Annotated in this window: 26 protein-coding genes and 1 pseudogene; 13 read left to right on the plus strand and 14 right to left on the minus strand. The window is 73.4% G+C overall.

From position 1 onward, the window contains the following. Positions 1-169 precede the first annotated feature (169 nt). Positions 170-760 carry a hypothetical protein gene (locus tag IE145_RS23005; protein WP_189527349.1) on the plus strand — a complete coding sequence of 197 codons (591 nt, stop codon included), beginning with the start codon at positions 170-172 and terminating at the stop codon, positions 758-760. A 122-nt stretch (positions 761-882) separates the two neighbouring features. After that, positions 883-1,191 (plus strand): hypothetical protein, encoded by a 309-nt coding sequence (locus IE145_RS23010; RefSeq protein ID WP_189527350.1) that lies wholly within the window; start codon positions 883-885, stop codon positions 1,189-1,191. A gap of 24 nt (positions 1,192-1,215) precedes the next feature. On the opposite strand, the gene dapA is transcribed toward IE145_RS23010, so the two are convergent. Then, on the minus strand, positions 1,216-2,100 hold the full coding sequence (dapA, locus tag IE145_RS23015) for a 4-hydroxy-tetrahydrodipicolinate synthase (RefSeq protein ID WP_189527351.1): 885 nt from the start codon (positions 2,098-2,100) through the stop codon (positions 1,216-1,218). A gap of 149 nt (positions 2,101-2,249) precedes the next feature. Between dapA and IE145_RS23020 the strand changes: the two genes are divergently transcribed. From IE145_RS23020 to IE145_RS23035, 4 genes are all read left to right on the plus strand, one after another. Then, positions 2,250-2,930, plus strand: a complete 681-nt coding sequence (locus IE145_RS23020) for a DUF4232 domain-containing protein (RefSeq protein ID WP_189527352.1) — start codon at positions 2,250-2,252, stop codon at positions 2,928-2,930. 232 nt (positions 2,931-3,162) lie between these two features. Beyond that, on the plus strand, positions 3,163-3,876 hold the full coding sequence (locus IE145_RS23025) for an antibiotic biosynthesis monooxygenase (protein WP_189527353.1): 714 nt from the start codon (positions 3,163-3,165) through the stop codon (positions 3,874-3,876). A 161-nt stretch (positions 3,877-4,037) separates the two neighbouring features. Then, on the plus strand, positions 4,038-5,495 hold the full coding sequence (locus IE145_RS23030; protein ID WP_189527354.1) for a hypothetical protein: 1,458 nt from the start codon (positions 4,038-4,040) through the stop codon (positions 5,493-5,495). 238 nt (positions 5,496-5,733) lie between these two features. After that, entirely contained in the window at positions 5,734-5,964 is a 231-nt protein-coding gene (locus tag IE145_RS23035) for a hypothetical protein (RefSeq protein ID WP_003969918.1), read from the plus strand. 64 nt (positions 5,965-6,028) lie between these two features. Here IE145_RS23035 and IE145_RS23040 read toward each other — a convergent pair whose 3' ends face one another. The 3 genes and pseudogenes from IE145_RS23040 to IE145_RS23050 form a co-directional block, all read right to left on the minus strand. Next, on the minus strand, positions 6,029-7,261 hold the full coding sequence (locus tag IE145_RS23040; protein ID WP_189527355.1) for a TerD family protein: 1,233 nt from the start codon (positions 7,259-7,261) through the stop codon (positions 6,029-6,031). Positions 7,262-7,369: 108 nt separating this feature from the next. Continuing rightward, a complete protein-coding gene (locus IE145_RS23045; protein ID WP_088574017.1) occupies positions 7,370-7,591 on the minus strand; it encodes a hypothetical protein in 222 nt (73 codons plus the stop codon). 93 nt (positions 7,592-7,684) lie between these two features. Further along, positions 7,685-7,789 (minus strand): annotated as a pseudogene (locus IE145_RS23050) (NAD-dependent epimerase/dehydratase family protein); the annotation flags it as partial. Positions 7,790-7,946: 157 nt separating this feature from the next. On the opposite strand from IE145_RS23050, the gene IE145_RS23055 reads away from it, so the two are divergent. Continuing rightward, on the plus strand, positions 7,947-8,999 hold the full coding sequence (locus tag IE145_RS23055) for a 5-dehydro-4-deoxyglucarate dehydratase (protein WP_189527356.1): 1,053 nt from the start codon (positions 7,947-7,949) through the stop codon (positions 8,997-8,999). Then, positions 8,996-10,171, plus strand: a complete 1,176-nt coding sequence (locus IE145_RS23060) for a hypothetical protein (RefSeq protein WP_189527357.1) — start codon at positions 8,996-8,998, stop codon at positions 10,169-10,171. Before IE145_RS23055 ends, IE145_RS23060 begins: the two co-directional genes overlap by 4 nt. A 14-nt stretch (positions 10,172-10,185) precedes the next feature. Here IE145_RS23060 and IE145_RS23065 read toward each other — a convergent pair whose 3' ends face one another. From IE145_RS23065 to IE145_RS23095, 7 genes are all read right to left on the minus strand, one after another. Continuing rightward, entirely contained in the window at positions 10,186-11,394 is a 1,209-nt protein-coding gene (locus tag IE145_RS23065; RefSeq protein WP_189527358.1) for an MFS transporter, read from the minus strand. Positions 11,395-11,617: 223 nt separating this feature from the next. After that, entirely contained in the window at positions 11,618-13,069 is a 1,452-nt protein-coding gene (locus IE145_RS23070) for a peptidoglycan D,D-transpeptidase FtsI family protein (RefSeq protein ID WP_189527359.1), read from the minus strand. Positions 13,070-13,186: 117 nt separating this feature from the next. Beyond that, positions 13,187-13,849, minus strand: coding sequence for a response regulator transcription factor (locus IE145_RS23075; RefSeq protein WP_189527360.1), 663 nt, complete (start codon positions 13,847-13,849; stop codon positions 13,187-13,189). After that, on the minus strand, positions 13,846-15,162 hold the full coding sequence (locus IE145_RS23080) for a sensor histidine kinase (protein ID WP_189527361.1): 1,317 nt from the start codon (positions 15,160-15,162) through the stop codon (positions 13,846-13,848). The genes IE145_RS23075 and IE145_RS23080 overlap by 4 nt, the downstream gene beginning before the upstream one ends. Further along, complete coding sequence (locus tag IE145_RS23085) at positions 15,159-16,235, minus strand: hypothetical protein (RefSeq protein ID WP_229825751.1); 1,077 nt, start codon at positions 16,233-16,235, stop codon at positions 15,159-15,161. The genes IE145_RS23080 and IE145_RS23085 overlap by 4 nt, the downstream gene beginning before the upstream one ends. A gap of 94 nt (positions 16,236-16,329) precedes the next feature. Further along, positions 16,330-16,809: a GNAT family N-acetyltransferase gene (locus tag IE145_RS23090; protein ID WP_189527362.1), complete on the minus strand. Its 480-nt coding sequence runs from the start codon at positions 16,807-16,809 to the stop codon at positions 16,330-16,332. Beyond that, positions 16,809-17,579: an IclR family transcriptional regulator gene (locus IE145_RS23095; RefSeq protein WP_006123634.1), complete on the minus strand. Its 771-nt coding sequence runs from the start codon at positions 17,577-17,579 to the stop codon at positions 16,809-16,811. Before IE145_RS23095 ends, IE145_RS23090 begins: the two co-directional genes overlap by 1 nt. Positions 17,580-17,853: 274 nt before the next feature. Between IE145_RS23095 and IE145_RS23100 the strand changes: the two genes are divergently transcribed. Beyond that, on the plus strand, positions 17,854-19,377 hold the full coding sequence (locus IE145_RS23100) for an aldehyde dehydrogenase (NADP(+)) (RefSeq protein WP_189527363.1): 1,524 nt from the start codon (positions 17,854-17,856) through the stop codon (positions 19,375-19,377). Further along, positions 19,374-19,985, plus strand: coding sequence for a DUF1349 domain-containing protein (locus IE145_RS23105; protein ID WP_189527364.1), 612 nt, complete (start codon positions 19,374-19,376; stop codon positions 19,983-19,985). Before IE145_RS23100 ends, IE145_RS23105 begins: the two co-directional genes overlap by 4 nt. A 69-nt stretch (positions 19,986-20,054) precedes the next feature. Here IE145_RS23105 and IE145_RS23110 read toward each other — a convergent pair whose 3' ends face one another. After that, positions 20,055-20,438 carry a VOC family protein gene (locus IE145_RS23110; protein ID WP_189527365.1) on the minus strand — a complete coding sequence of 128 codons (384 nt, stop codon included), beginning with the start codon at positions 20,436-20,438 and terminating at the stop codon, positions 20,055-20,057. 146 nt (positions 20,439-20,584) lie between these two features. On the opposite strand from IE145_RS23110, the gene IE145_RS23115 reads away from it, so the two are divergent. Both IE145_RS23115 and IE145_RS23120 read left to right on the plus strand, forming a co-directional pair. Further along, entirely contained in the window at positions 20,585-21,301 is a 717-nt protein-coding gene (locus IE145_RS23115; protein WP_189527366.1) for a DsbA family oxidoreductase, read from the plus strand. 137 nt (positions 21,302-21,438) lie between these two features. Then, the gene (locus IE145_RS23120) at positions 21,439-22,497 is read left to right on the plus strand and encodes an aminotransferase class V-fold PLP-dependent enzyme (protein WP_189527367.1); all 1,059 of its coding nucleotides are present in this window, start codon (positions 21,439-21,441) and stop codon (positions 22,495-22,497) included. A 42-nt stretch (positions 22,498-22,539) separates the two neighbouring features. Here IE145_RS23120 and IE145_RS23125 read toward each other — a convergent pair whose 3' ends face one another. Beyond that, the gene (locus IE145_RS23125) at positions 22,540-23,061 is read right to left on the minus strand and encodes a MarR family winged helix-turn-helix transcriptional regulator (RefSeq protein ID WP_189527368.1); all 522 of its coding nucleotides are present in this window, start codon (positions 23,059-23,061) and stop codon (positions 22,540-22,542) included. A 197-nt stretch (positions 23,062-23,258) separates the two neighbouring features. On the opposite strand from IE145_RS23125, the gene IE145_RS23130 reads away from it, so the two are divergent. Further along, positions 23,259-24,329 carry an alkene reductase gene (locus tag IE145_RS23130; RefSeq protein ID WP_189527369.1) on the plus strand — a complete coding sequence of 357 codons (1,071 nt, stop codon included), beginning with the start codon at positions 23,259-23,261 and terminating at the stop codon, positions 24,327-24,329. On the opposite strand, the gene IE145_RS23135 is transcribed toward IE145_RS23130, so the two are convergent. Continuing rightward, positions 24,305-25,339 (minus strand): VOC family protein, encoded by a 1,035-nt coding sequence (locus IE145_RS23135; RefSeq protein WP_189527370.1) that lies wholly within the window; start codon positions 25,337-25,339, stop codon positions 24,305-24,307. The two genes, IE145_RS23130 and IE145_RS23135, sit on opposite strands and share 25 nt — an antisense overlap. Positions 25,340-25,347: the final 8 nt, after the last annotated feature.

The following is a 25,347-nucleotide window of genomic DNA, read 5'->3' on the forward strand; positions in this document are numbered from 1 at the left end:
AAACTTGGAAGCAGTTCGGGTTTTCTTCGGGCTGTCGGCGCCGTTAGTCGTGTGCTGGGAGCGAAGGTGGTTCACAGCCCGCCCGGGGCTGACGATTTTGCTGACGCTCGCGTATGGCACCTATGCGATAGCTCCGTACGTCGATGACGTCAGGTCGTGGAGCGCCCTGGTGAGCGCGGCATTGCTGGCCGTGGGCTGCATCCTGCTGTACCGGTCTTCATCCACTCCAGCACTGGGGTTCTCGATCACGAGCCCGTTACCCACGGGCCTGAGCGTCGGCAAGCGATTAGGTATCGTGGCGGTACTGCTGGGCGTGTCGGGCGGCACATGGACGGCTTGGGCTACCGCCTCGGCCTTTTTCGATCAGGTACTCCACAATGACACGCTGGCTGTGATGTTGTCCGCCCTGCTTATTGCGGTTTTCGGAGGCGGAGCCTTCGTCAAGGCGGCAACCGACCCTGTGGTGGAGGAGGTCCACCGGCTGCCCAGTGGGCCGAACAAAGACGCAGCCCTGGCGTTGATTCGAAGTGGCGGCCGGGCTATCGGCCTCTTTGAGCGTGGGCTGCTGTTCATCTTCCTTGCCGCAGGCCAGCCCGAAGCCGCCGCCTTGGTGCTGGCGGCCAAAGCGCTGGCGCGTGCTCCGGTCGATCACGTCAACCAGGCTTCCAAGTACTTCCTCACCGGTACGCTGGCAAGTGTCATCGCGGCATGGATTATGAGTGTGGCTGCACGCGCGGCTGTAGGGCTTCCGATCCTCTAGGAGGAACCTTGGGACTGCGGCAGCACCCTTTCATCCGAGAGTTGCTCTCACTGAATCTGCCCACTGATGACTACGTAGTAGCCGGAAGTGGCCCCTTGCTTGCGCATGGTCTCAGAGGGGATGTGAATGATCTCGACATCGTGGCGCGTGCGGATGCCTGGAAGATCGCTCTGAGCATGGCCGATGCGACGGTGCCGCCATCGGGCCACGGCCAGATGGTGGCACTGTTCGATGGTGACATCGAGATCTTCGACCGGTGGCTGCCGGGGGCACCGAACCCAGATGAGATGATTGATTGTGCGGAAATGGTGGACGGGATCCCTTTTTGTCCGCTCTCTTGGGTTCTGGAATGGAAGCTGTTCTCAAGTCGAGAAAAGGACATGCGGGACATTGAGTTGATCAGGCAGAGGATGGAAACGCCTCAACCGTAGAGGCTGCTTCGCCCGTCGGCCGGATCAGCAGGCGGCGGGGAGTTCCTCGTACGCCTTCCGCAGCCCGTCGGCCGCCTCGCGCCCGGCGGGCTGCAGCGGTTCCCGGACCGGGCCCGCGTCCAGGAGCGCCTTCGCCGTGACGGTCCCGGGCAGCCCGCTCGCCATCATCAGCTCGACGAGCCGGGCCGTGAGTCCGTTGAGCCGGGCCGCCTCGTCCGTGCGGCCCGCGTCGAACGCGTCCAGCGGCGCCCGCATCTGGCGCGGGGCCACGTTCGCGACCGTACTGACATAGCCCGCGCCGCCCACCGCGTACAGCGGCAGGTTCAGTTCCTCGCTGCCCGAGTAGTACGCCAGCGAGGTGCGGGCCAGCACCTTCGTCGCGCCGAGCAGGTCGTAGGAGCAGTCCTTCACCGCAACCACCCGCGGGTGGTCCGCCAGCCGCAGCAGGGTCTCCGGCTCGATCCGGACGCCGGTGCGGCCGGGGATGTCGTACAGCATCAGCGGCAGACCGGTGGACTCGGCCACCCGCAGGAAGTACGCCTCGACGGCGGCCTGGGGCGGGCGGCTGTAGTACGGGCTCACCACCAGCAGTCCGTCCGCGCCCGCCTCCTCGGCCTCCCGGGCCAGGCGCAGGGCGGACGCCGTGTCCGGGCCGCCGACGCCGGTGAGCAGCGGCACCCCGTCACCGACCTCGGCCCGCACGGCACGCAGCAGGGCGGACTTCTCGGCGCCGGTCGTGGTGGGGGACTCGCCCGTGGTGCCGCTGAGGACGATCCCGTCGCAGCCCTCGGCCACCAGGCGCGCGGCGTGCGCGCGGGCGGCGTCCGGGTCCAGGGCGCCGTTGGCGGTGAAGGGTGTGATCATGGCGCAGAGCGTGCGGCCGAAGGGGCGCGGCGGGGTGGTGGTCATGGAGGAAGTCTCGACGCCCGGAACCATAAAGGTCCACTTAGATCTCCTTGTGGTGAACGGCAAGAGCTGCTGAAGAGTGGGGTGGCCGCTGCCGTTCCTCTGACAAGATCGAACGCGCGGACGACCGGCCGCGGCGAGGGGTGGGCGACATGAGTGATGGCGTACGGGTCCGGGTGCGGAGACGGGTCCGGGTGGCCCTGACGGCGGCCGCGCTGACGGCACTGACCGGCTGTTCCGGCTTCCTCGTCCCGGCAGGCGAGGGCGAACGGCCGGACCCCACCCCGTCCGCCTCCGCGTCCGGGCCAGGCATCGTCCGCGCCGAGACCCTGCCCCCGACCCCCGCGCCGGGGGCCGACGCGCCCGCCTACGGCGCCCCCGCGCAGACCGGCCCGACCTCCGCCCCGCCCGGGACGTGCCCCGCTTCCGGGGTCGTGGTGGACATGGGCCCGGTGGAGACCGGCATGATGCACCGGGCTGTCGTGCTCACCCTCACCAACTGCGGCAGCAAGCCCTACGCCGTCGACGGCTACCCCTGGGTCCAGGCCCTCGGCGAGGACGGCAACCCGCTCCCCGTCAAGGTCAACGAGGACGGCTCGTACTTCGGCAGCGACCCGGGCCCGAAGAAGCTGCTCCTCGACCCCGGCCTCACCGTGAAATCGATCCTCGCCTGGGTCTCCACACCGGAGGGCGGCGACCTCATCGAGGGTGACGCCCTGGCCATCTCGGCCGCCCCCGGCCTCCCGGTGCGGGTCTTCCCGCTGGAAGGCCACGACATCCGGCTGATGGACGAACTCAACACGACGGCCTGGCGCACCGAACTCGGCGGCTGACACCGGGAGATCACCGGCGATCACGGCACAGCCCGGGAGCGGGCCCGCCGGCGGATCGCCCCCGCGCCCCTCACGCCCCGGGCGAACGCGGTACGGCCGCACCCGGCGACATCCGGCCGGTACGGCCGCATCCGGCGACATCCGGCGGAACCGCCTTGACCTCAACCGAGCTTGAGGTGTGAACGTGGTGGTCACGCGCACCGAGCGGTGCGCGCGAGAGGGGAACGCCGCCATGACCACGCACTTCACCGACCGCCCCGACCCGGCCCGCGCCGACGCCCAGATCGCCAAGGCCAGCACCTGGAACGTCGGGACACCGCAGCGGCAGCAGGAGGCCGTCGACGCGATCCGGGAGGTCTGGGGGAGCCGGGAGTGGCCGCATCCCGGGCTGCTCTCCTACAGCGTCCACACCGGGGAGGACGGCGCGACCCTGCTGCACTACTCCCAGTGGACCGGCGAACAGGCCTACCAGGACTTCGTGCGCGAGGGGCGCGACGCCCGCAACGCCGAGATCGACGCGGCCGTTCCCGGTATCGAACGGCTCGCGCTGCACACGTACGAGCTGTACCGCTCCGGGCCGCGGGCCGAGGGTGACACCCGGGAGACCGGCTGCGTCGTCATCGTCGACGTCGAGTTCGACGGGCCCGACGCGGCGCGTCAACGCGACTGGGTGGACAGCGTGTTCGAGGCGCTCGGCGAGGAGGAGAGCCTGCCCGCCGGCGGCATCGCCGCGCACTTCCATGTCGGCACCGACGGCACCCGGGTCCTCAACTACGCCGAGTGGGAGAGCGCCGAGCACCACATCGCGGCTCTCGCCGCACCCGGCGAGGGCGTCGGATCCCCCTCTCCGCTCTGGGAACGCGTCCAGAAGTACCCGGGCATGACCGGCGGCGGCGTGCACCGCTACACCCCCTCGCTCAGCATGGAACCGGGCGCGGGCGCGTGAGGGGAGGGCGCGTGGCCGAAGCCGTGGGCGGCATGAGGGGAAAGCGAGGGGGCAAGCGGCCGAAGCCGTGGGCGGCATGCGGTGAATTGCGTCTAGGCTTGGGCGGCTGAACCGCGTACGCACTCCGTACGCCCCCGAGCACGCACCGAGGAGAATCCCCGATGTCCGCAGAGCGCCCCTCCCTGCCGCCGGTGCGGCTCAACTCCGAGGCCGAACTGGCACGGGACGCGCTCGCCGCTCCGCTGTTCGTCCGGGCCGTCAGGCTCGCCCGGTGGGCCGGCGCCGGCACCCGGGTCGGCGCCGGCGGCGAACTCGTCGAGGCGCAACTGCCCGCGGCCGCCGAGCACCTCGGGCTCGCGGCCGACGACGACGGTGCCGCGTACGCCAGCGAGGCCTGGCGGCTCGCCGTGGACACCGGCCTCCTCGACGTCACCGACCCCGAGGAGGAGGACGCCGAGGGGACCGTCTCCGCCGGCGAGAACCTGGCCCTGCTCACCGGCGGCTCCCCGCAGGACGTCCTGTCCATCTGGCTCGACGGCCTGGACGCCGTGCACGCCGACGCCACCGCGCCCGTCCTGGACGACTTCACGGACCTCGTCGGCGAGGACGGTTCGATCGACTTCGACGCCCTGGACTGGGACCCGGAGGCCGAGGCGGAATTCCTCGACGGCGTCCTCGGCAACCTCTACCTGCTCACCCTCGCGGACAACGGCGCGGGTGAAGGACCGGTCCCGCTGCCCGCCCTCGCCGCGTCGATGATCGTCCCCGACGACATGGGCGAGCCCACCGACGACATCCTGGAGCAGGTGTCGGAGGCCATGATGCGCCTCGACGACCAGTTCCGGCTCCTCGAACCCATCGGGATCGTCGAGTACCGGCCGGTCGACGAGGCGCTGATGGTCGAGGAGGGCGAGGCGCCGGTCGACGCCGTCGCGGGCGACGAGGACGACGTCACCCGGTACGGCATGGTCAAGCTCACCCCGCTCGGCCTGTACGGCGTCCGGGCCCGGATGCTGGAGGCCGGGGTGGACGCCCCCGCCGTCGGCGACCTCGCGGGCAAGGGCGCGGACGCCCTCCTCGACGGCATCGCCCGCTACCCGGAGTCCGCCGCCCGCGCCGAGGTCAAGCTCTGGCTCGCGGGCTACGCCGACGGCGCCGTGCCGGCGGCGGCCGAGCTGCTGGCCGCCGCGCGCGGCACCGACGAGGGCGGACCGCTGCGTCGCCTCCACTGCCAGCAGGCCCTCGCCCTGGCCGGCCCGGAGGCGGAGCCCGCCGTACGCGCGGTGCTCGGCGACCGGGAACTGGGCGGCCTCGCCCGCGTCTGGCTCGCGGAGCGCGGCGCCGCCGACGTGCCCGCCCCGCCGGAGGACATGATCTTCTGGCTGGCCATCGACACCATCGCCGCCCACCTGGACGCGGACGGCGAGCTGGACGAGCTCCAGGGCCTGATCGAGGGCCTCTCCGCCCAGCACAGCGGCTTCTTCGACGAGGTCTGGCGCGTCGACCACCCGGCCACCGCCGATGTCCTGGAGGCCATGGGCCGCCTGCACAGCGACAAGAAGGCCGCCAAGGACGCCCGCAAGGCGGCGTTCAAGGCCCGGTCGCGCGCGGGGGGCTGAGGGCGGGGAGAGCATCGCTTTTCCGCTGAGCGCGGCTCCTGCACAGCAGCTGCCGGCGGTCGCGCCACCACACGTTCGGGGTGCTTTTCCGGCGCCCCGTGACGCGTCGTTCTGCCGCTGGAGGCCGGGGAAAGCGCTGACCGGCCCCGGTCGGCGCGGGTCACGAATGCGGTACGTCTGGGCGTCGAGCGGCGGACGGGCATGGCGTCGCGCCTCCACAGGGCGCATACTCGACTTGATGAAACAGTCAGCCGGTTCCCGGCGTCACCTGCCGTCCAGTCCCTTCAACCGCCCGGCCCAGGAGGCCCCACCGGTCGAATGCTTCGATGTGGGCGACAGGGTGTCGCACGACCAGTTCGGACTCGGCAGGATTCTCGCTGTCGAGGGCGACAATGACGCGGTCCTCATCGACTTCTCGGGGCGACAGGGAAGGATCCTGAGCCCCTACTCCAAGCTCACCAAGCTCTGAGACGCCCGCCTTTCTCCGTATCCGGGGCACCTGAACCCAGCCGGTTCAGGTGCCCCGGACGCGTCTAGAGGGCCTGGGCGGCGGGCTTCACCATGCCCCGCACGGTGCGCGACTTCACGAACTCGCCCATCGCGGTCATCTCCCACTCGCCGGTGAACTGCTTGATCAGCTTGGCCATCATCACGCCGGTCTGCGGCTCGGCGCCGGTGAGGTCGAAGCGGACCAGCTCCTCGCCGGAGGCGTCGTCGATCAGCCGGCAGTAGGCCTTGGCGACCTCGTTGAACTTCTGCCCGGTGAACGAGTTCACCGTGAAGACCAGGCCCGTCGCGTCGGCGGGGATCCGGCCGAGGTCCACGACGATCGTCTCGTCGTCGCCCGCGCCCTCACCGGTGAGGTTGTCCCCGGAGTGCCTGATCGCCCCGTTGAGGATGGTCAGCTTGCCGAAGTAGCAGCTGTCCAGGTGGTTGCGGTTGGGGCCGTAGGCGATCACCGAGGCGTCCAGGTCGATGTCCTTGCCGCGGAACGCGGGCTCCCAGCCCAGGCCCATCCTGACCCGCGAGAGCAGGGGTGCGCCGCCCTTCACGAGGGACACGGTCTGGTTCTTCTGGAGGTTGACCCGGCCCTTGTCCAGGTTGATCTTCCCGGAGCCCGCGGCGGGTGCCGCCGGGGGAGCGGGCGGGGCGGCCGGGGCGGGCGGGGCGATCCTCGGGTCGACGGGGGCGGCGACCGGGGCCGGGGGCTGGGGCGCGACCGGGGCGGGGGCCGCCGGAACCGGAGGCGCGACCGGGGCCGCGGGCTCCTCGACCGAGACGCCGAAGTCCGTGGCGATGCCGGCCAGCCCGTTCGCGTACCCCTGGCCGACCGCGCGGGCCTTCCAGGCGCCGTTGCGCAGGTAGACCTCGATGACCACGAGCGCCGTCTCGGAGCCCAGCCGCGGCGGGGTGAAGGTGGCGATCGCGCTGCCGTCGTCCGCGTTGCGCACGGTGGCGGTGGGCTCGATGCCCTGGAAGGTCTGGCCCGCGGCGTCCGGGCTCGCGGTGACGACGATCTTCTCGATGCCCGGCGGCACGGCGGTGGTGTCCACCACGATCGCGTCGGGCGCCGAGCCCCCGCCGGCGCGGTAGGTCACGCCGGGGCCCGAGGGCTGGTTGTAGAAGATGAAGTCGTCGTCGGAACGGACCTTGCCGTCGGCGGTGAGCAGCAGGCCCGAGACGTCGAGCCGCACCGGAGCGGCGACGTCCACCGCCACGCGGGCGACGGAGAGGGGAATGTTCGAGCCGGGGGTCATTGCGGTCATGCACGGGGTAACGAACGACCCGGCTTTGCCGTTCCCTTACCTTTCCCTCTCTCCACCGGATGCTTTTCGGCCGTCCCCCAGGTGCTCAAAAGGGGGCCCGGAAGCGCCTCAGCGGCGGTTGCGCGGGTGGTTGCGGGCGGTGCGTTCGTTGCCGTGCTTGTACGCGCCCGTCCAGCGCGCCATCACCAGCTGCGCGTCGCCCGACGCCACCTCGGCCAGGAACTTCTCCGCCCGGCCGCCGCGCAGCGTGCCCGCGGGCCTGCCGTGGTGGGTGATGGTGACGCTCTGGTCGCCCTGCTGTTCGTACTGGAATCCGGAAGGTCTCGGCATGGCCGTATCCTGCCCGTCCGGACGCCCCCGCGTCGTCCGGATTTCCGTCGTCCCGGCCTTGCGCCCGCTGTTCCCGCCGCCGCCCCGAGAGGCTCAGTGCGGCCAGACCGGCGGGTCCGTCACGAAGGGGCCGCCCACGCAGGCGTGCGCCGGGTTGTCCGGATCCAGCTCGCCCTGGTCGGCCATGAGCTGGGCCGCGTTCACATGCGTGGACAAGCTAGGGAGGAGTGATCGGCGGCGTCAAGAGCCTGCGTCCGCCTTGACCCGTCGACGCAGACTGGCTTAGCGTGACGTTGTTCATAAATATGGACGTCGATCAGGATTATGCACGCCTGTATCTGTTCAGGGAGCGCCCGTGACCTCAGCCCCCCTCGCCGCCCGGCTCCGCGGAGTCGCCGGGCCGCTCTTCTTCCCCGTGACCGCGTTCGGACCGGACGGCACCGTCGACCTCGACGTCTTCCGCGCCCATGTGCGGGCCGGGATCGACGCCGGAGCCGCCGCGGTCTTCGCCTGCTGCGGCACGGGCGAGTTCCATGCGCTGACCCTCGGGGAGTTCCGTCTCGCGGTCGCCGCCGCCGTCGAGGAGACGGCCGGACGGGTCCCCGTCGTCGCCGGAGCCGGTTACGGCACGGCCCTCGCCGTCCAGTACGCGCGGGCCGCCGAGGAGGCCGGAGCCGACGGGCTCCTCGCCATGCCGCCCTACCTCGTCGTCGCCGACCAGGACGGGCTGCTCCGCCACTACGCGGCCCTCGCGGCGGCCACCGGCCTGGAGACGATCGTCTACCAGCGGGACAACGCCGTCTTCACCCCGGAAACCGTCGTCGCGCTCGCCCGCACGCCCGGCGTCGCCGGGCTCAAGGACGGGCTCGGCGACCTCGACCTCATGCAGCGCATCGTCAGCGCGGTCCGCACCCACCGGCCCGACGGCGACTTCCTCTACTTCAACGGGCTGCCCACCGCCGAGCTCACCGGCCTCGCCTACCGGGGCATCGGGATCACCCTCTACTCCTCCGCCGTCTTCGCGTTCGCCCCCGACCTCGCGCTCGCCTTCCACCGGGCCCTGGACTCCGGCGACGACGCCCTGGCCGACGCGCTGCTCGACCACTTCTACCGACCGCTCGCCGAACTGCGCGCGAAGGGGCGCGGATACGCCGTCTCCCTGGTCAAGGCCGGGGTCCGGCTTCAGGGCCTGGACGTCGGCGCAGTCCGCACCCCCCTCACCGAACCGTCCGCCGCGCACGTCAAGGACCTCATCGAGATCATCGCCGGCGGTCGCACCGTGCTGGAGGAGCACGCCGGTCAAGGGCGCTCCGGTCAAGCGGGCTCCGCTCAAGGGCGCTCCGCCGGGGGACGTGCCGCTGAGGGGCACGTCGCTGAGGGGCACGTCACTTCGGGAGGCCCGGCGTGAAGGCGGGCGTCTTCCTCTATCCCTGGGACGTCGTCGGGGACCCGGACGCCGCCGACCGGATCGCCGGCCTCGGCGTCCGGCAGGTCACCCTGGCCTCCGCCTACCACTCCACCCGGGCCCTGACCCCCCGCCACCCCGCCCACCGCATCGTGACCGCCGAGCACGCCGCCGTCCTCTACCCGCCGGACCCGGACCGCTGGGCGGGCCGGCCCCTCGCCCCGTACCGCCAGAGCTGGATGCCCGGCGACGATCCGTACGGGGAGGCCGCCGAGGCGCTGGCCGCCGCGGGCCTGGAAGTGCACAGCTGGGTGGTCCTCGCGCACAGTTCCCGGCTCGGCGCGGAACACCCGGACACCTCGGTGGTCAACGCCTACGGAGACCGCTACCCCTGGGCGCCCTGCATCGCCCGCCCCGCCGTGCGCGCCTACCTCGTGGACCTCGCGGCGGAGGCCGCAGTCCGGCCCGGCGCGCGCGGCACCGAACTGGAGTCCTGCGGCTGGTACGGCTTCGCCCATCTCCACGCCCACGACAAGGTCGCGGGCGTCGGTCTCGGCGACGCGGCGCAGTATCTGATGTCGCTGTGCTTCTGCGCGGTGTGCCGCGAGGGGTACGAGGAGGAGGGCGTCGACCCGGAGGCGCTGTCCGCCGCCGTACGCCGGGCCCTGGAGCCGGCCTGGTCCGGCGGCGGCTCCCCGGAGTCCGGCCGCGACGGCATCGCGCGGCTGCTCGGGCCGACGTCCGCGGACGCCACCCTGCGCCGGCGCGGCCGGGTGGCCCGCGCGTTCCAGGAAGCGGCCGTCGCGGCCGTACGGGCGGCGGCCCCGCCCGGCTTCCAGGTGCTGCTGCACGCCGACCCCGTGCCGTACCGCACGGGGGCCAACGTCGGCGTCGAACCGGACCACATCCTCGCGGTGGCCGACGGGGTGGTGCTGCCCTGCACCGGGGCCGACACCGTACGGGAGGCGGTTCTCGGGCCGTTCGCCGGACGCGGCGGAGTGCGCGCCGCCAACTTCGGGATCGTCACCGGGATGGGCGGCAGCCCCCGCACCCTGGAGCGCGACGCGGCCCACGTCGCCTCGCTCGGCGCTGACCAACTGCGCCTGTACCACGCGGGACTGGCCTCCGGCCCGGACCTGGAGGCGGTCGCGGCGGCACTCTCACGGCTGGGGTGACGGGCCCCCGCACCTCACACGTGCGCCCCTCGGCGTCGCGCGCCCGCCGCCAGCGCCACCGCGGCCAGCACTCCAGCGGCCCCGGCCGACGCCGTCAGCACCCGCACATCCGCCACCGCGACCAGCCCCGCCCCCAGGGCCAGGGCCACCGCGTTGGGCGCCGTCATCAGTGAGCCCGCCGTCGCCGCCGTACGCCCCAGCACCGCGTCCGGCGTCTCCCGCTGCACCGCCGTCGCCGCCGCGACCAGCACACACGGCAGACCGAACCCGATCACCGCGCTGGCCCCCAGCGCCACCGCGTCCGACGCCACCGCCCGCGCCCCGACCCTCAGCGCGAACAACGCGATCCCGCCCGCCGCGAACACCCGCTCGGGCAGCCGGCGCAGCAGCGGGCCCGCCAGCAGGCCCACCGCCACCGACCCCGCGCCCTGCACCGCGTACAGCACGCCCGCGTACGCCGGGGCCCGGCCGAGCACCTCGTCGACGTACGCGAAGGTCACGGCCCCGTTCACGCCCGCCAGCAGCATCGTGGCCGCCCCCGCCGCCACCAGGGGGCGCAGCACGGGCGAGGCGCCAATCCGCCGCAGCCCGGCGGCGAGTTCATCACGCCGGGAACCCGCCGGGGCCGGGTCCCGAAGCGGACTTCCCGCCGGCAGCCGGGCGAAGACCAGGGCGGCCAGCGCGCAGGTCGTCGCCGCCAGCAGCGCCACGGCCGGGCCGCCGAAGCGGACGTACAGCCCCGCGCCCGCCAGCGGGGCGACCAGCTTCATGCCCTCGTTGGCCGTCATCCGCAGCCCGTTGAAATCCGCCCGCAGCGAGGCGGGCACGGCCCCCGCGACGAGTGCCGACTCCGCCGCGTCCAGCACGACGCCGCCCGCCCCGTGGAGCACCAGCACCGCGAAGACCAGCCAGACGGCGCTGCCCGAGTCCACCGGTACCAGCGGGAGAAGCAGGCAGGCCATCACCAGATTGCCCCGGACCAGCAGCACCTTCCGGTCCATCCGGTCCGCGAGCGCGCCGAGCGCCGGGCCGGCCAGTACCGGGGCCCACAGGGCGAACACCGTGAGCGCCGCCAGACTGTTCGACCCGGTCAGCGACTTGACCCAGATGCCCGCCGTGAGCCACATCGCCGATGTACCGAATCCGGAGACGACCACCCCCGCGAGACAGCGCCCCGCCGTCCGGTCCCGCAGGACCCTCCCCACCGCCGAACCGCCGCCCATGCCGCCGCCGTCCTCTCCGCTCCGCGCTCCGCGCCGCGCATCCGCGCCGTGTGCGGCTCATGGTGGGGAATAAGGCCGTTCGGCGGCATCGGGCGGATGCCTTAGGCGTGTCCTCCAACGTCCTCCGTGCGGTGTGCAGCCACTGGGAGTACAGATCCCGCCCGTCGCGGGCACGGGCCCGGCCCGCCCCGCCCTCGCCGTGGGCGGGTGCTCGCCCACGGGCTCACCTCTCCAGCGCCGCCTTCATCATCTTCTGCGCGATCGGTGCGGCCAGTCCGTTGCCGCTGACCTCGGCGCGCGCCGAGCCGGAGTCCTCGACGAGCACCGCGACCGCGACCTCCTTGCCGCTGCGCTCGTCCTTCGCGTACGAGGTGAACCAGGCGTACGGGGTGTTGCTGTTGTCCACGCCGTTCTGCGCGGTGCCGGTCTTCCCGCCGACCTCGGCCCCGGCGATCTTCGCGTTGGTGCCGGTGCCCTCCTCGACCACGGTCACCATCGCGCTGCGGAGCTGCTCGGCGGTCTTCTCCGCCACCACGCGCTTCGTGTCGCCGTCCTCGGTCTCCTCCAGCACCGTGCCGTCCCCGTCGGTCACCGAGGACACCATGTGCGGCGCCGCCAGCTCACCGCCGTTGGCCAGCGCCGAGGTGACCATCGCCATCTGGAGCGGGGTCGCGGTGACCTCGAACTGGCCGATGCCCGTCAGCGCCGTCTGCGCCTTGTCCATGCCGGTCGGATACACGCTCCGCGCCGCCCGCACCGGCACGTCCAGCTTCTCGGTGTCGAACCCGAACGCGTCCGCCGTCTCCTTGACCTTGTCCTGGCCGAGATCGGCCGCCACCTTGGCGAAGACGTTGTTGCAGGAGTACTGGAGGGCGGTGCGCAGCGTCGCGTTCTCGCAGGGGGCGGACGCGTTCTCGTTGCGCAGGACCGTGCTGGTGCCGGGCAGGGTGTACGGGTCGGGGCTGTCGGTGGCCTCGTCGACCGAGCCGTACAGCCCGTTCTCCAGCGCCGCCGCCGCGACCACCAGCTTGAACGTGGAGCCCGGCGCCAGCGGCTGCCGCAGCGCCCGGTTGACCAGCGGCTTGTCCGGATCGTCCAGCAGCTTCCGCCAGGTGTCGCCGTCCGTCGTCCCGCTGATCTTCGAGGGGTCGTACGAGGGGGTCGAGACCATGCCGAGGATCCGGCCGGTCGCCGGGTCGATCGCCACCGCCGCGCCCTTGTCGTCGCCGAGCGCCTCGTACGCCGCCCTCTGGACACCCGGGTCGATGGTGGTGAGGACGTTGCCCGGCTTCGCCTGCCCGCCGGTGATCAGGTCCTTCGGGTTCTTCAGCCGGTCGTCCGTGCCGTCCAGGACGTCGCCGTGGATGCCTTCGAGCTGGGTCGCCCCGTACGCCTGCGAGCTGTAGCCGGTGACAGCCGCGTACAGCTCGCCCTGGGTGTACGTGCGCTTGTACCGGAGGTCGCCACCACTGGTCCCCTTCGATCCGGTGACCGGCGAACCGGCCACGATGATGTCTCCGAGCGGCTGCGCGTACCGCGCGATCGTGTTCCGCCGGTTGTGCTCGTCGTCTGCGAGCGCCTTGGCCCCGTAGCCCTGCACCCAGGTCGCCCGCACCAGCAGGGCGAGCACCATGAGCAGGCAGAAGGCCGAAGCGCGCCTGATGGTCTTGTTCATCCCGCTGGAGGGACGAGCGGGCCCGCTCCGCCCGTTCCCGATCGTGCCGCTTCTCACCGTTTTCTCACCCTGGTTCCTCACCCGGGGTTTCCTCCCGGGGTGGGGAGCCGGCGCGGCTCAGCCCGGGGTGATGAAGCCGGACTCGTACGCCGCGATGACCGCCTGGGTGCGGTCCCGGGCGCCGGTCTTCGCGAGGACCGCCGCCACATGGGTCTTCGCCGTCGCCGGGCCCACGGAGAGCCGGCCCGCGATCTCCGCGTTGGTCAGCCCCGCCGCCATCAGCCGCAGCACGTCCGCCTCCCGGTCGGTCAGCCGCGCCACCCACGCCGGGGCCCTGGCCGACCGGCGCGCCGCGTGCTCGGCGGCCAGCGTGCGCACCGCCGCAGGGTAGAGGAGCGAGTCGCCGCACGCCACCAGACGCACCGCCTGCACCAGCTCCTCCGCCGCCGCCCGCTTCAGCAGGAACCCGGCCGCCCCGGCGTGCAGGGCCTCGTACACGTACGCGTCGTTCTCGAAGGTCGTCACCACGACGATCCTCGGCGGGTCCTCCAGCGTGGCGAGGATCTGCTCCGTGGCCCGGATGCCGTCGATCTCCGGCATCCGTACGTCCATCAGCACCACGTCGGGCCGCAGCTCCCGCACCACGGAGACGGCCTCCGCGCCGGTGGTCGCCTCCCCGACGACCTCGACGCCCTCCTCGGCGTCCAGGATCACCCGCAGCGCCGTACGCACCATCCGCTCGTCGTCCGCGAGCACCACCCGCACCGGAGCCCCGCTCATCCCCGTCCCTCCGCCCGGCCGGCCGTCCCCGCCGCTCCCGTTCCCGGCATCGTCAGCGGCAGCCGGGCGGTGAGCCGCCAGACCCCCTCGCACGGTCCTGCCTCGGCCCGGCCGCCCAGCTGGACGGCCCGCTCCACGGTGCCGCGCAGTCCGCGACCGCCCCCGGGCCGTGCCACGGGTGGGCGCTCGCCCAGCGGATTCTCCATCACGATCTCCAGCTCCCTCTCCCGTTCCCGTACCGCGATCAGCAGCCGCACCGGGGCGGGCTCGTCGCCCCCGCCGTGCCGCAGGGCGTTGCTCAGCCCCTCCTGGACGATCCGGTACGCCTCCCGCCCGACCACCGGGTCCACCGTGCCCGGGTCCTCCGGACCGCCCTCCCGCTCGTACGCCACCGGCACCCCGCAGTGCGCCAGCAGCCCGCCGAGCGCGTCGAGACCCGGCCCGTGCGCCGTGCCCTCCTCGCCCGGCTCCCCGTCCTGCCGCAGCAGCCCCAGCACCGAGTCCAGCTCGCCGACCGTGCGCCGCGTCGTCTCCTCGATGGCGGTCAGCGCCTCCCGCACGAACTCCGGGTCCCGGTCCAGGACCCGGCGCGCCGCCCCCGCCTGAAGCGTCACCGCGCTCAGCGCGTGCCCCACCGAGTCGTGCAGTTCCCGGGCGAGCCGGTTGCGCACCGCCAGCTCCGCCGCGCGGCGCTCGGCGGCGGCCAGCCGGTCCTCGGGCGTCGGCCCCAGCAGCACCGGCGCCCGCCGGGCCAGCACCTCCCCGGCCACGGCGGCGGCCAGCGCCAGCGCCAGCAGCAGGGCGAGCCCCGCGAACGGTGCGAGGGCCAGGGCCCACGGCTCTCGCAGCGCCTCCGGCCCCTCCAGCAGCCAGGTCTCGCGCAGTCCGGCGAAGAACGGCAGGGCCATCACCACCACCGCGAACGGCGGCAGCGTCAGCGTGGCCCCGCTGATGATCCCGCCGAGCGCCAGATGCAGGGTGTACCAGCCGGCGGTACGTGCCCGGGCCTGCCGGGTCCGGGCGGGCGGCCCGTCGGCCAGCAGGGCGGGCGGGACCCCGCACAGGGCGCGGGCGGCGGCCACGGACAGCGGCCGGGCGAGGGCGGAGAAGCCGGTGACCGCGGCCATCGGCAGGGCGAGGCCGAAGGCGATGAGCTGCCCGGACACGGAGGAGAAGAGCGGTTCACCATCGCCCGCCATGCCCACCAGGACCGTGCCGACCAGGAAGTACGGCATCAGCAGCGCGCCGCCGATGATCAGGTGCAGCCAGCGCAGCCGGGCCCGCCGCCCGAACAGCGCGGCGAGCGGCCTCACGACCCCCGGCTCTCGTCGAGCTCCCCGCGTGCGGACAGCGCGGAAGCCGCCGCGCGCTCCGCGAGGAAGTACGCGCCCAGCGTCACGACGAGCGCCCCGGCCAGCATCTGGACAGCGTAGGTCACCGTGGTCGCCGCCGTCGGCCGGTCCGCCGCATCGCCCGCGCCCATCAGCCCGGCGAGGCTCAACCACCCGCCCCAGCAGGCCATCTGAGCCGAACCGCACCAGGCCAGGACCAGCGGCAGCCGCAGGGAGAGGCCGCCGGTGCGCCGGAAGGCGAGCAGCAGCCCCCCGACGGCGGTGACCACGACGAAGAGCAGGCTGACCGCTTCGAGGACGTAGAAGTCGCTGGTGCGGTCCGCCGCCCGGGCCGGCTCCAGCCCGGCGGTCGAACCGGTCGCCCACAGCAGGTGGGTGACGCCCGGGACCAGGGTCGCCGACGCGGCGGCGACGGCGGTCGCGCGCAGGGCGGGCGCGGTCGGAGTCGCCGGCAGGTCCCGCAGCCGCCCCCGCCACAGATGACCCCAGCGCTCCCTGGCGTACAGGGCGAAGAGGCTGCCCAGGGCGAGGCCCTGGACGATGAAGCCGCCGTAGACGACACCGAACACCCACGTTTCGAGGAACGTCTGGGAACGCCCCTCGCCCACCGGCCCGCCACCGCCGAGGAGCCGTACGACCAGCTGGACCGGGTAGGCCGTCATGATCGGCAGCAGCAGACCGCTCGCCACCCACATCGGCAGCACCAGCAGCCAGGCGGGCACCCGCAGCCCCCAGGGCCGGGTGAGCAGCAGCGCGAGGACGACGACGCCACCGTCCATCAGCACGGTGGCCCCGTTGGCGACGGCCAGCGCGGTGCCGCCGTCCAGCAGCGGGCTTCCGTCGGGGATCCCGAGCCGGCTGCCCGCCATCCAGGCCGTCTTGAGGCCGATGTACGGCAGGCAGGACGCGATGGCGACCACCCGCAGCACGGACCGAGCGCGGCCGACGCGGTACGGGGGCGCCCCGGGCGGTACGTCGGTGCCGGTGCGTTCCTCGGGTGGTGCGTCGGTGCCGGTGCGCGGGTTCGCTGTCATGCCACCAGGCTTTCGCGCGGGCCGCCCCCGTACGTCCTGCCCGCCGACGATCCGCCTCCGCCGCGCGGGGGAGGCCGCGACGTGCGAGGGAGCCTTACGCGCGCAGCGTCACCAGCACCTCGTCGATCTCCTCGCCCCGGGCCCGGGCGAACCCCCGGTCCGTACCGGTCACCACGAAGCCGCACTTCTCCAGCACCCGGCGCGAGCCGAGGTTGTCGGCCGCCGCCCGGGCGTGCAGCGGGCGCGTGGACGTCTCGTCGAGGAAGGCCCGCAGCGCGGCCGTCGCCAGCCCCCGGCCCCAGTGCGCGCGGGCGATCCAGTCCGTCACCTGGCGGCCGCCGGCCTCCCCGTACGCCCCGACATGGCCCACCACGACGCCGTCGGCCAGCACCGTGCGCATCACCACCCCGCCGGACCCGGACCGGATCCGCGCCCAGCGGGCGTCGAACGCGGCGCGGTCGGTGGGGTCCTCCGGGGTGAACGCGGCGACCCGGGTCGCGTCCGCATCGCTCATCCAGGCGAAGAACAGCGGCAGGTCGGCGTCCTCCACCGCACGCAGCGTCACCTCGGCCATCAGAGCCTCCGCGTCGCGAGGGAGAGCCGGTCCCGGGCGTCGAACAGGGCGTCCTTCACCATCTGCTCGTGGCCGGGGGTGAGCCGGGCGACCGGCACCGAGCAGCTGATCGCGTCCCTGGCGGGCGTCCGGTAGGGGATCGCGACCCCGAAGCAGCGCAGACCGAGGGTGTTCTCCTCGCGGTCCACCGCGTAGCCCTGCTCGCGGACCAGCCGCAGCTCCTCGATGAGCTTCTCGCGGTCCGTGATGGTGTGCTCGGTCAGCGCCGGCAGCGTCTCGGGCAGCATCTTGCGGACCTGCTCGTCGCTGTGGGTGGCCAGCAGCGCCTTGCCGAGCGACGTGGAGTGCGCGGGCAGCCGGCGGCCGACCCGGGTGAAGGGGCGCAGATAGTGCTGGGACTGCCGGGTCGCGAGGTAGACCACGTTCGTCCCGTCGAGGCGGGCCAGGTGGATGGTCTCCGTGGTGTCGTCGGAGAGCCGGTCCAGCGTCGGCCGGGCGGCGGCCACGACCTCGTCGCCGTCGATGTACGAGGTGCCCACCAGCAGGGCGCGGACCCCGATCCCGTACCGGGTGCCCGTCGCGTCGGTCTCGACCCAGCCCAGCTCCACCAGGGTGCGCAGCAGCATGTAGAGGCTGGACTTGGGGTAGCCAACCGCCTCCTGGACGGCGGCCAGCGAGTGCATGCCGGGCCGCCCCGCGAAGTATTCGAGGAGCTCCACGGTCCGTACCGCGGACTTGACCTGTGCCCCACCGGACTCGGCGACCGACATCGCCCACGCCCCCTTCTTCTTCCAGCTCATCGACTTCTCGTCCGCGTCGCCGCCCGCGTCGCGGACCGCGTCGCCGTCCGAAAAGCCGCCACACGATTGCCAACACGGAACGCCCGGAAATAGAGTCCCAGGACATTCACGATCAGGAACGCTGTTCAGAATACCGAACACTTGCTGATGTGCGGCCGAAGTCGGCCGGGACGCCGGCGGGGTCTCGGCCGCGCGGCGACCGGGAACCGGCCGGGGACCGGTCGCGCGACGGAAGGGAATCACGGTGAGCGCAGTACAAGTCTGGAGTGTCGACCCCCGAACGGGGAACCCGCGCGAGCAGGTTGCCGTGGAGGCCACCGCCGAGGAGGTCGACCGCGCGGTCCGGTCGGCCCACGCCGTACGGGACGCCCTCGCCGACCGGGTGGCGCGGGCCGCGTTCCTGCGGGCGGCGGCGGAGCTGCTGGAGGAGTCCGGCGAGCGCGTCATCGAGGCCGCCGACGCGGAGACCGCCCTCGGGCGGGCCCGGCTCACCGGTGAACTCGCCCGTACGGCAGCCCAGTTCAGGGCCTTCGCGGAGGTCGTCGACGAGGGCGCCTACCTCGACGTGCACATCGACCACCCGGACGCCTCCCGGACCCCGCCCTGGCCCGACCTGCGCCGCTACAAGATCCCGCTCGGGGTCGTCGCCGTCTACGCCGCGAGCAACTTCCCGCTCGCCTTCTCCGTGCCCGGCGGCGACACCGCCAGCGCCCTCGCGGCCGGCTGCCCGGTCGTCGTCAAGGCGCATCCCGACCACCCGGCCACCTCCGAACTCTGCGCCTCGGTCCTGCGCCGCGCCGCCGCCCGCACCGGGCTCCCCGAGGACGTCCTCACCGTGGTGCACGGCTTCGACGCGGGCGTCGAACTGATTCGCCACCCGCTGGTGAGCGCCGCGGGCTTCACCGGCTCCGTACGCGGCGGACGCGCGCTGTACGACGCGGCGGCCGCCCGCCCGGCCCCCATCCCCTTCCACGGCGAACTCGGCTCCCTCAACCCGGTCGTCGTCACCGCGGCCGCCGCCGCCGAGCGCGCCGGGGAGATCGGTACGGGCCTCGGCGGCTCGATGACGCTCGGCGTCGGCCAGTTCTGCACCAAGCCCGGCTTCGTCCTCGTCCCCGAGGGCGCGGCGGGCGACCAGCTCCTCAAGTCCCTCGCCGGGACGGTCGGTTCGACCGGTTCCGGCGTCCTGCTGGACCACCGCATGCGGGACGCCTTCGTCGCGGGCGTACGGGAGCGGGCGGCGCTGCCCGACGTCGACGCCCCGGTCCCCCCGGGCGCGGCCGGCGAGCACACCGTCTCCGCCGGATTCCTCACCGTGCCCGCGGCCCGGCTCACCGCCGAGGGCCCGCACGACGCGCTGCTGGAGGAGTGCTTCGGCCCGGTCGCCGTGATCGCCCGGTACGCCTCCGTCGACGAGATCGCCGCCGTCCTCGCCCGGCTGCCGGGGAACCTCACCGCCACCCTCCAGACCGCCGGCGACGAGACCGGGGACCCCGACGCGGGCCCGCTGCTCGCCGCCCTCACCCCGCTCGCCGGGCGCATCCTCGTCAACGGCTGGCCGACCGGCGTCGCCGTCGCCCCCGCCCAGCACCACGGCGGCCCCTACCCGGCGACCACGTCCACCTCGACCTCGGTCGGCGCGACGGCGATCGAGCGCTGGCTGCGCCCGGTGACGTACCAGTCCACCCCCGAGACGCTCCTGCCGCCGGAGCTGCGCGAGGACAACCCGCTCGGCCTGCCCCGCAGGGTGGACGGGCGCCGCGCATGAGCCTGCGTCTGGACCGCATCCCCTTCGCCCTGGACCCGGCGGGCCCCGACGGGCGGTGGACCCACGCGGACGGCGTCCTGACCGGCCGGTCCGGCCCCGGCCAGGACCTCTTCGTCCCCCCGTCCGGCGACTCCCTCGCCCCGGCCTCCGACGCCCCGCGCCTGCTCGGCGCTGTGGGCGACGGGGACTTCCGGCTGGTGGCCCGGGTCCGGCCAGGGCTGGCGGCGGCCGGCGACGCGGGGGCGCTGTTCCTCCGGGTCGCGGACCGGGAGTGGGCCAAGCTCTGCCTGGAGCACTCCGCCGGCCTCCCGACCGTCTGCACCGTCGTCACCCGGGGCCACTCCGACGACGCCAACGCCTTCGTGGTGGAGGAGGGCGTCTGCTGGCTCCGGCTCAGCCGCACCGGCAGCGCCTACGCCTTCCACGCCTCCGCCGACGGCGACAGCTGGACCTTCGTCCGCGTCTTCACCCTCGGCACGCCCGACGAGCGGGCGGCCGCCCGCGTCGGCTTCCTCGTCCAGTCGCCCACCGGGGACGGCTGCGGCGCGGTCTTCGACCGGATCGCGTTCCTGCCCGGGGGAGTGGCCGACCTGCGCGACGGGCGGTGAGGTGACCGGGGAGGGGGAGGGCGCGGGGTGCGCGCCGGGCGTCAGGGCCTGGGGACGTGCGTACGGGCGTCAGGGCGCCGTCGCGGCCCGGTCCGACTCGCCGCGCAGCACGCAGAACTCGTTGCCCTCGGGGTCGGCGAGCACCGCCCAGCCGGAGCCGTCCGGATTGCGGAGATCAGCGACGAGGGCGGCGCCGAGGGCCAGCAGCCGCTCCACCTCCTCCTCGCGCGAGGTCCGGGGGCGCAGACACAGATGGAGCCGGTTCTTGCCCTGCTTCGGCTCGGGGACCTGATGGAAATAGAGCATCGGGCCCTCCGCCATCATCACCTGCGTCTCCGCCATGCCCGGCTCGTCCTCCGGATGCAGCGGACGGCCGGTCACCTCGCTCCAGAACCGCGCCAGCTCATACGCGTTCACACAGTCGATCGCCACGTTCTGCACCACTGAGACCATGCGCGCGAGCTTCCCCGATTTCCGCTCCGGACGCCAGCGGGTCGCGGGGCGGGAATCACCAGGTCAGGTTCGGTGTTCGCACGGAGACGTGACGTACGGAGGGCCTCTCCGCACGCCCCCTGTGAGCCTGGGAGAGAAGAAGAGTCATGCGCGTCGAGATCTGGAGCGACATCGCCTGCCCGTGGTGCTACATCGGCAAGGCCCGCTTCGAGAAGGGCCTCGCGGAGTTCGCCCACCGCGACGAGGTCGAGGTGGTGCACCGGTCCTTCGAGCTCGACCCCTCCCGGGCCAAGGGCGACACCGCGCTCGTGATCGACATGCTGGCCGAGAAGTACGGCCGCAGCCGCGAGGAGGCCGCCGCGATGGAGGCCAACGTCGCCGCCAACGCGCAGTCCGAGGGGCTCGGCTACCGCACCGAGGGCCGTGACCACGGCAACACCTTCGACATCCACCGGCTGCTGCACCTGGCCAAGGCCCGGGGCCGCCAGGACCAGTTGCTGACCCTCGCCTACCGGGCGAACTTCGCCGAGGAGCGCTCCGTCTTCGACGGCGAGGTGCTGGTCGCCCTCGCCGAGGAGGCCGGACTCGACGCCGACGAGGCCCGCGCGGTGCTCGCCGACCCCGAGGCGTACGCGGACGACGTCCGGACCGACGAGCGCGAGGCGGCCGAACTGGGCGCCAACGCCGTGCCGTTCTTCGTCTTCGACCGGCGGTACGGCATCTCCGGCGGCCAGCCCTCCGAGGTCTTCGTCCAGGCGCTGGAGCAGGCCTGGAAGGACCGTCCCGCCACCGCGCTGACCACGGTCGGCGACGACGCGGCGGCCTGCGGCAGCGACGGGGCCTGCGAGGTTCCGCAGGACTGAGCCGCAGGGCTGGGCCGCAGGGCTGAGCTCGCGCCGGTCCCGCCGGTCGCGCCGGTGGCGATTCATAAGCACTTCTTTGGGGTTCCCCTTAACTCTCTGTAATTGACTTTGGGTTGAGGGGGCTCCAGGGTGGACGCATGACGATTCCCGCGCCCATCCAAGCCGCTGCCGTCGAGTTCGCGCCCGAGGTCACCTACCTCAACACGTCCAGCTGGGGCCTGCTGCCCCGCCGGACGATCGCCGCCGTCAAGGCCCTGGCCGACGAGAACGCCGCGGGCCGCAGGGTGGGGGCCGGCGGCTTCGAGGCCGTGGAGGCCGCCCGGGTCGGTTTCGCCCGGCTCGTCGGGGTCCATCCGGACCGGGTCGCCACCGGCAGCTCCGTCACCGTCCATGTCGGCCTGATCGCCGCCTCGCTGCCGCCCGGCGCCGAAGTCCTCTGCCCCGAGGGCGAGTTCTCCTCCGTGGTCAGCCCGTTCGCGCTCCGCGGCGATCTGCGCATGCGGTACGCGCCGCTCGCGGACCTCGCCGGGGCCGTCCGCGCGTCGACCGCGCTGGTCGCCTTCTCCGCCGTGCAGTCGGCCGACGGCCGGGTCGCCGACCTCGCCGCCGTCCGCGCCGCCGCCGCGGCGCACGGGGCCCGCACGCTGCTGGACGCCACCCAGGCGGCGGGCTGGTTCCCGGTGGACGCCGGGGCGTACGACTACACCGTCACCGGCGGTTTCAAGTTCCTGCTCTGCCCGCGCGGTACGTCGTTCCTGACCGTCACCGAGGAGGCGCAGGACACCCTGCCCGCCCTCTTCGCGGGCTGGGTCTCCGCGGGTGCCCCCTGGACGAGCAACTACGGCCCGCTGGAGCGCCTCGCCCCCACCGCCCGCGGCTTCGACGAGCCGCCCGCCTTCCTCTCGTACCACGGGGCCGAGCAGTCCCTCGCCCTGCTCGCCGAGGTCGGCACCGACGCCCTGTACACGCACGCCACCGGGCTTGCCGCCCGGCTGAGGGAGGGGCTCGCCGCCCTCGGGCACGAGGCCGTCCCCGGGGAGTCGGCGATCGTCGCCGTACCGGGGCTCGACGGGCGTCAGCCCGAGCTGGTGGAAGCCGGGATCGCCGTTTCCGCCCCGGCCGGGAATCTGCGGATCTCCTGCCACCTCTACAACACCGAGGCCGATGTGGACCGGCTGCTGGACTTCCTGGCCTGAGCCGTGTCCGTACGGGCTTGGACCGAGCCGTACGGACGCGGCTCAGGCGGACGCGGCCCGGCGCCGGTCGGGGCAGTCCTCGGTCTCCCGGCAGAGGTTCTCCTCGACCTTCGCCAGCAGCCGCAGCAGCTCCGTGCGCTCGGCCGGGTCCAGGCCCGCGAGCGTGTGCTCCTCCAGGTCCCCCCAGGCGGCCTCCACCGCGGTGTGCAGCGCGCAGCTCTCGTCCGTCGCCTCGACCAGCACGGCCCGCCGGTCGGCCGGGTCGGGGCGGCGACGCACATGCCCGGTCTGCTCCAGCCGCTGGAGCATCTTCGTGACCGTGGACGGGTCCAGCTCCAGGGCCCTGATCAGCTCGGTCTGCCGGACCGCCCCCCGGTCCCACAGGTGCATCATCAGCAACTCCTGCCCCGGGTAGAGGTCCACTCCCCTGAGCGCCTTGCCCGCCGCGATCCGGTGCAGCCGGGCCACCCGGGAGACGGCGTGGCTGATGGGCCCGCCGAGCGCCGCCCTGGGCAGCGCGTTCGTACAGGCGTCTTCCGCGGGGGTGGCGCGGCCGGTGGTCATGGCGGGCTCCTGGGTCCTCGGGGCGGCGAGCGGCGGCTTCGGTGATGGCCTCGGTGGCGGCTTCCGATGATGCCCGACGGTTTCGGACAACTTTACCTTGGTCGGCCAATGGATGGGTTACAGTTACTCCCGGCGGCGATTGTTGGCCGACCACATATTTTCTCTTGGCCGACCACATACTTTTCTGGGAGCCCCTCATGACCACCGTTTTCGACCCGATCGACCTGTCCGGCACCCCCCTGGCCAACCGCATCGCGCTGGCCCCGATGACCCGCAGCCGGGCCGGTGAGGGCGGCACCGCCACCGAGCTGACCGCCACGTACTACGCCCAGCGCGCCTCGGCGGGGCTCGTCATCACCGAAGGCATCCAGCCGTCCGTCGTGGGCCAGGGCTACCCCTCCACGCCCGGCCTGCACAGCGCCGAGCAGGTCGCCTCCTGGCGTACGGTCACCGACGCGGTGCACGCGAAGGGGGGCCGGATCTTCGCCCAGATCATGCACGCGGGCCGCATCGGCCACCCGGTCCTGCTGCCGGACGGGCTCGTCCCCGTCAGCGCCTCCCCGGTCAAGGCCGAGGGACAGGTCTACACCCACGTCGGACCGAAGGACTTCGTCGAGCCGCACGAGCTGACCGACGCCGAGGTCCGCGCGACCGTCGCCGACTTCGTCACCGCCTCCCGCAACGCCGTGGCGGCCGGGTTCGACGGCGTCGAGCTGCACGGCGCCAACGGCTACCTCATCCACCAGTTCCTCGCCCCCAACACCAACCGGCGCACCGACGCGTGGGGCGGCTCCGACGAAGCCCGCACCCGCTTCGCCGTCGAGGTCGTCAAGGCCGTCGCCGCCGAGATCGGCCCGGAGCGCACCGGACTGCGCATCTCGCCCGGCAACCCGTACAACGACATCGACGAGCCCGCGCCGGAGGCCACCTACACCGCGCTGGTCCGCGCGATCGAGCCGCTCGGCCTCGCCTATCTGCACATCCTGGAGGCCACCCCGATCCGCGAGCTGACCCTCGCCCTGCGCAAGGCATTCTCCGGGACCGTCGTCATCAACGTGCACTCCGACGGACCCACCGGGCCGGGCGACCACACGGTGATCGACGACGGCATCGCCGACCTGATCTCCTACGGGGCGCTCTTCCTCGCCAACCCGGACCTGCCCGCCCGGCTGAAGGCGGGCGGCCCGTTCAACACCCCCGACCCGTCGACCTTCTTCGGCGGCGACGCCAAGGGCTACACCGACTACCCGGCGCTCGACGCCGTCTGATCCTCCAGGGGCCGCCCGTCCCACCGCCACGCGGTGCGGCGCGGGTGGCCCGGCAGTTCGGCGCGGCCGGTGGCCCACAGCAGGACGGCCCACCGGTCGCCACCCGCCGGCGCGTCCGGGAAGAGCCGCGCCAGCGCCCGGTCGCAGAGTGCGGCGGGCGGCTCCCACGACAGCCCGAGGCCCGCCGCCAGGTCATGGGTGTGCACCAGGGTCTCCACCACCCCCATCGCGGCGAAGCCCTCCGGGTCGGAGATCCCGTACCCGTGGTACGAGCGCACTCCGGGCGGCGTCGTGCGCACCATCGAGGCCAGCAGCGCCCCGCTCGCCTCCAGCGTGGCGAGCAGCCCGGCCGGCCCGGCCGCCCGGGCGGCGAAGACCGCGTTGTGCGGGCCGCCCTCACGGTCCGGCGTCCACCGGTAGGGCACATCGTGGTCCAGCGGGGGCGTCCGGGGCCCCAACTGCACCGCGTACGCGAACAGATCGTCGCTCAGGTGCTCCGCCGTCTCCCAGCAGGTCCACTCCAGCGAGCCCGCCCGGGCCTCCCAGCGGTCCGCCGGGGCCGGTGCCAGCGTGTCCACCGCGAGCCGCACGGCGGCCGTCACGTCGTCGGCGGTCACCGGCAGCCGGGTCCCGGTCAGCGCCGCCCGCTCGGCCGCGCCGCACTCCACGCAGAACTCGTTGCCCTCGGGGTCGGCGAGCGTCGCCCAGCCCCGCCCGTTGGGTTTGCGGTGGTCGCCGACGAGGGTCGCCCCGAGCGCGAGCAGCCGCTCGACCTCCTCGTCGCGGGAGCGGTCGTGCGGCTGGATGTCGAGATGGACGCGGTTCTTGGTCTGCTTCTTCTCGGCCACCCGCACGAACAGGAGCGCCGCGCCGGGGGCCTCCACCAGCGCCTCCGGGTCGCCGGGCTGGTCCTCGTCGGACAGCGGCGCACCGAGCACCCGGGCCCAGAAGCTGCCCAGCGCGTAGGCGTCGGCGCAGTCGATCGTGATGTGGCGTACATGGGAAGTCATGGCGGACA

The organism is Streptomyces sindenensis (assembly GCF_014649035.1).
Lineage (GTDB): Bacteria > Actinomycetota > Actinomycetes > Streptomycetales > Streptomycetaceae > Streptomyces > Streptomyces sindenensis.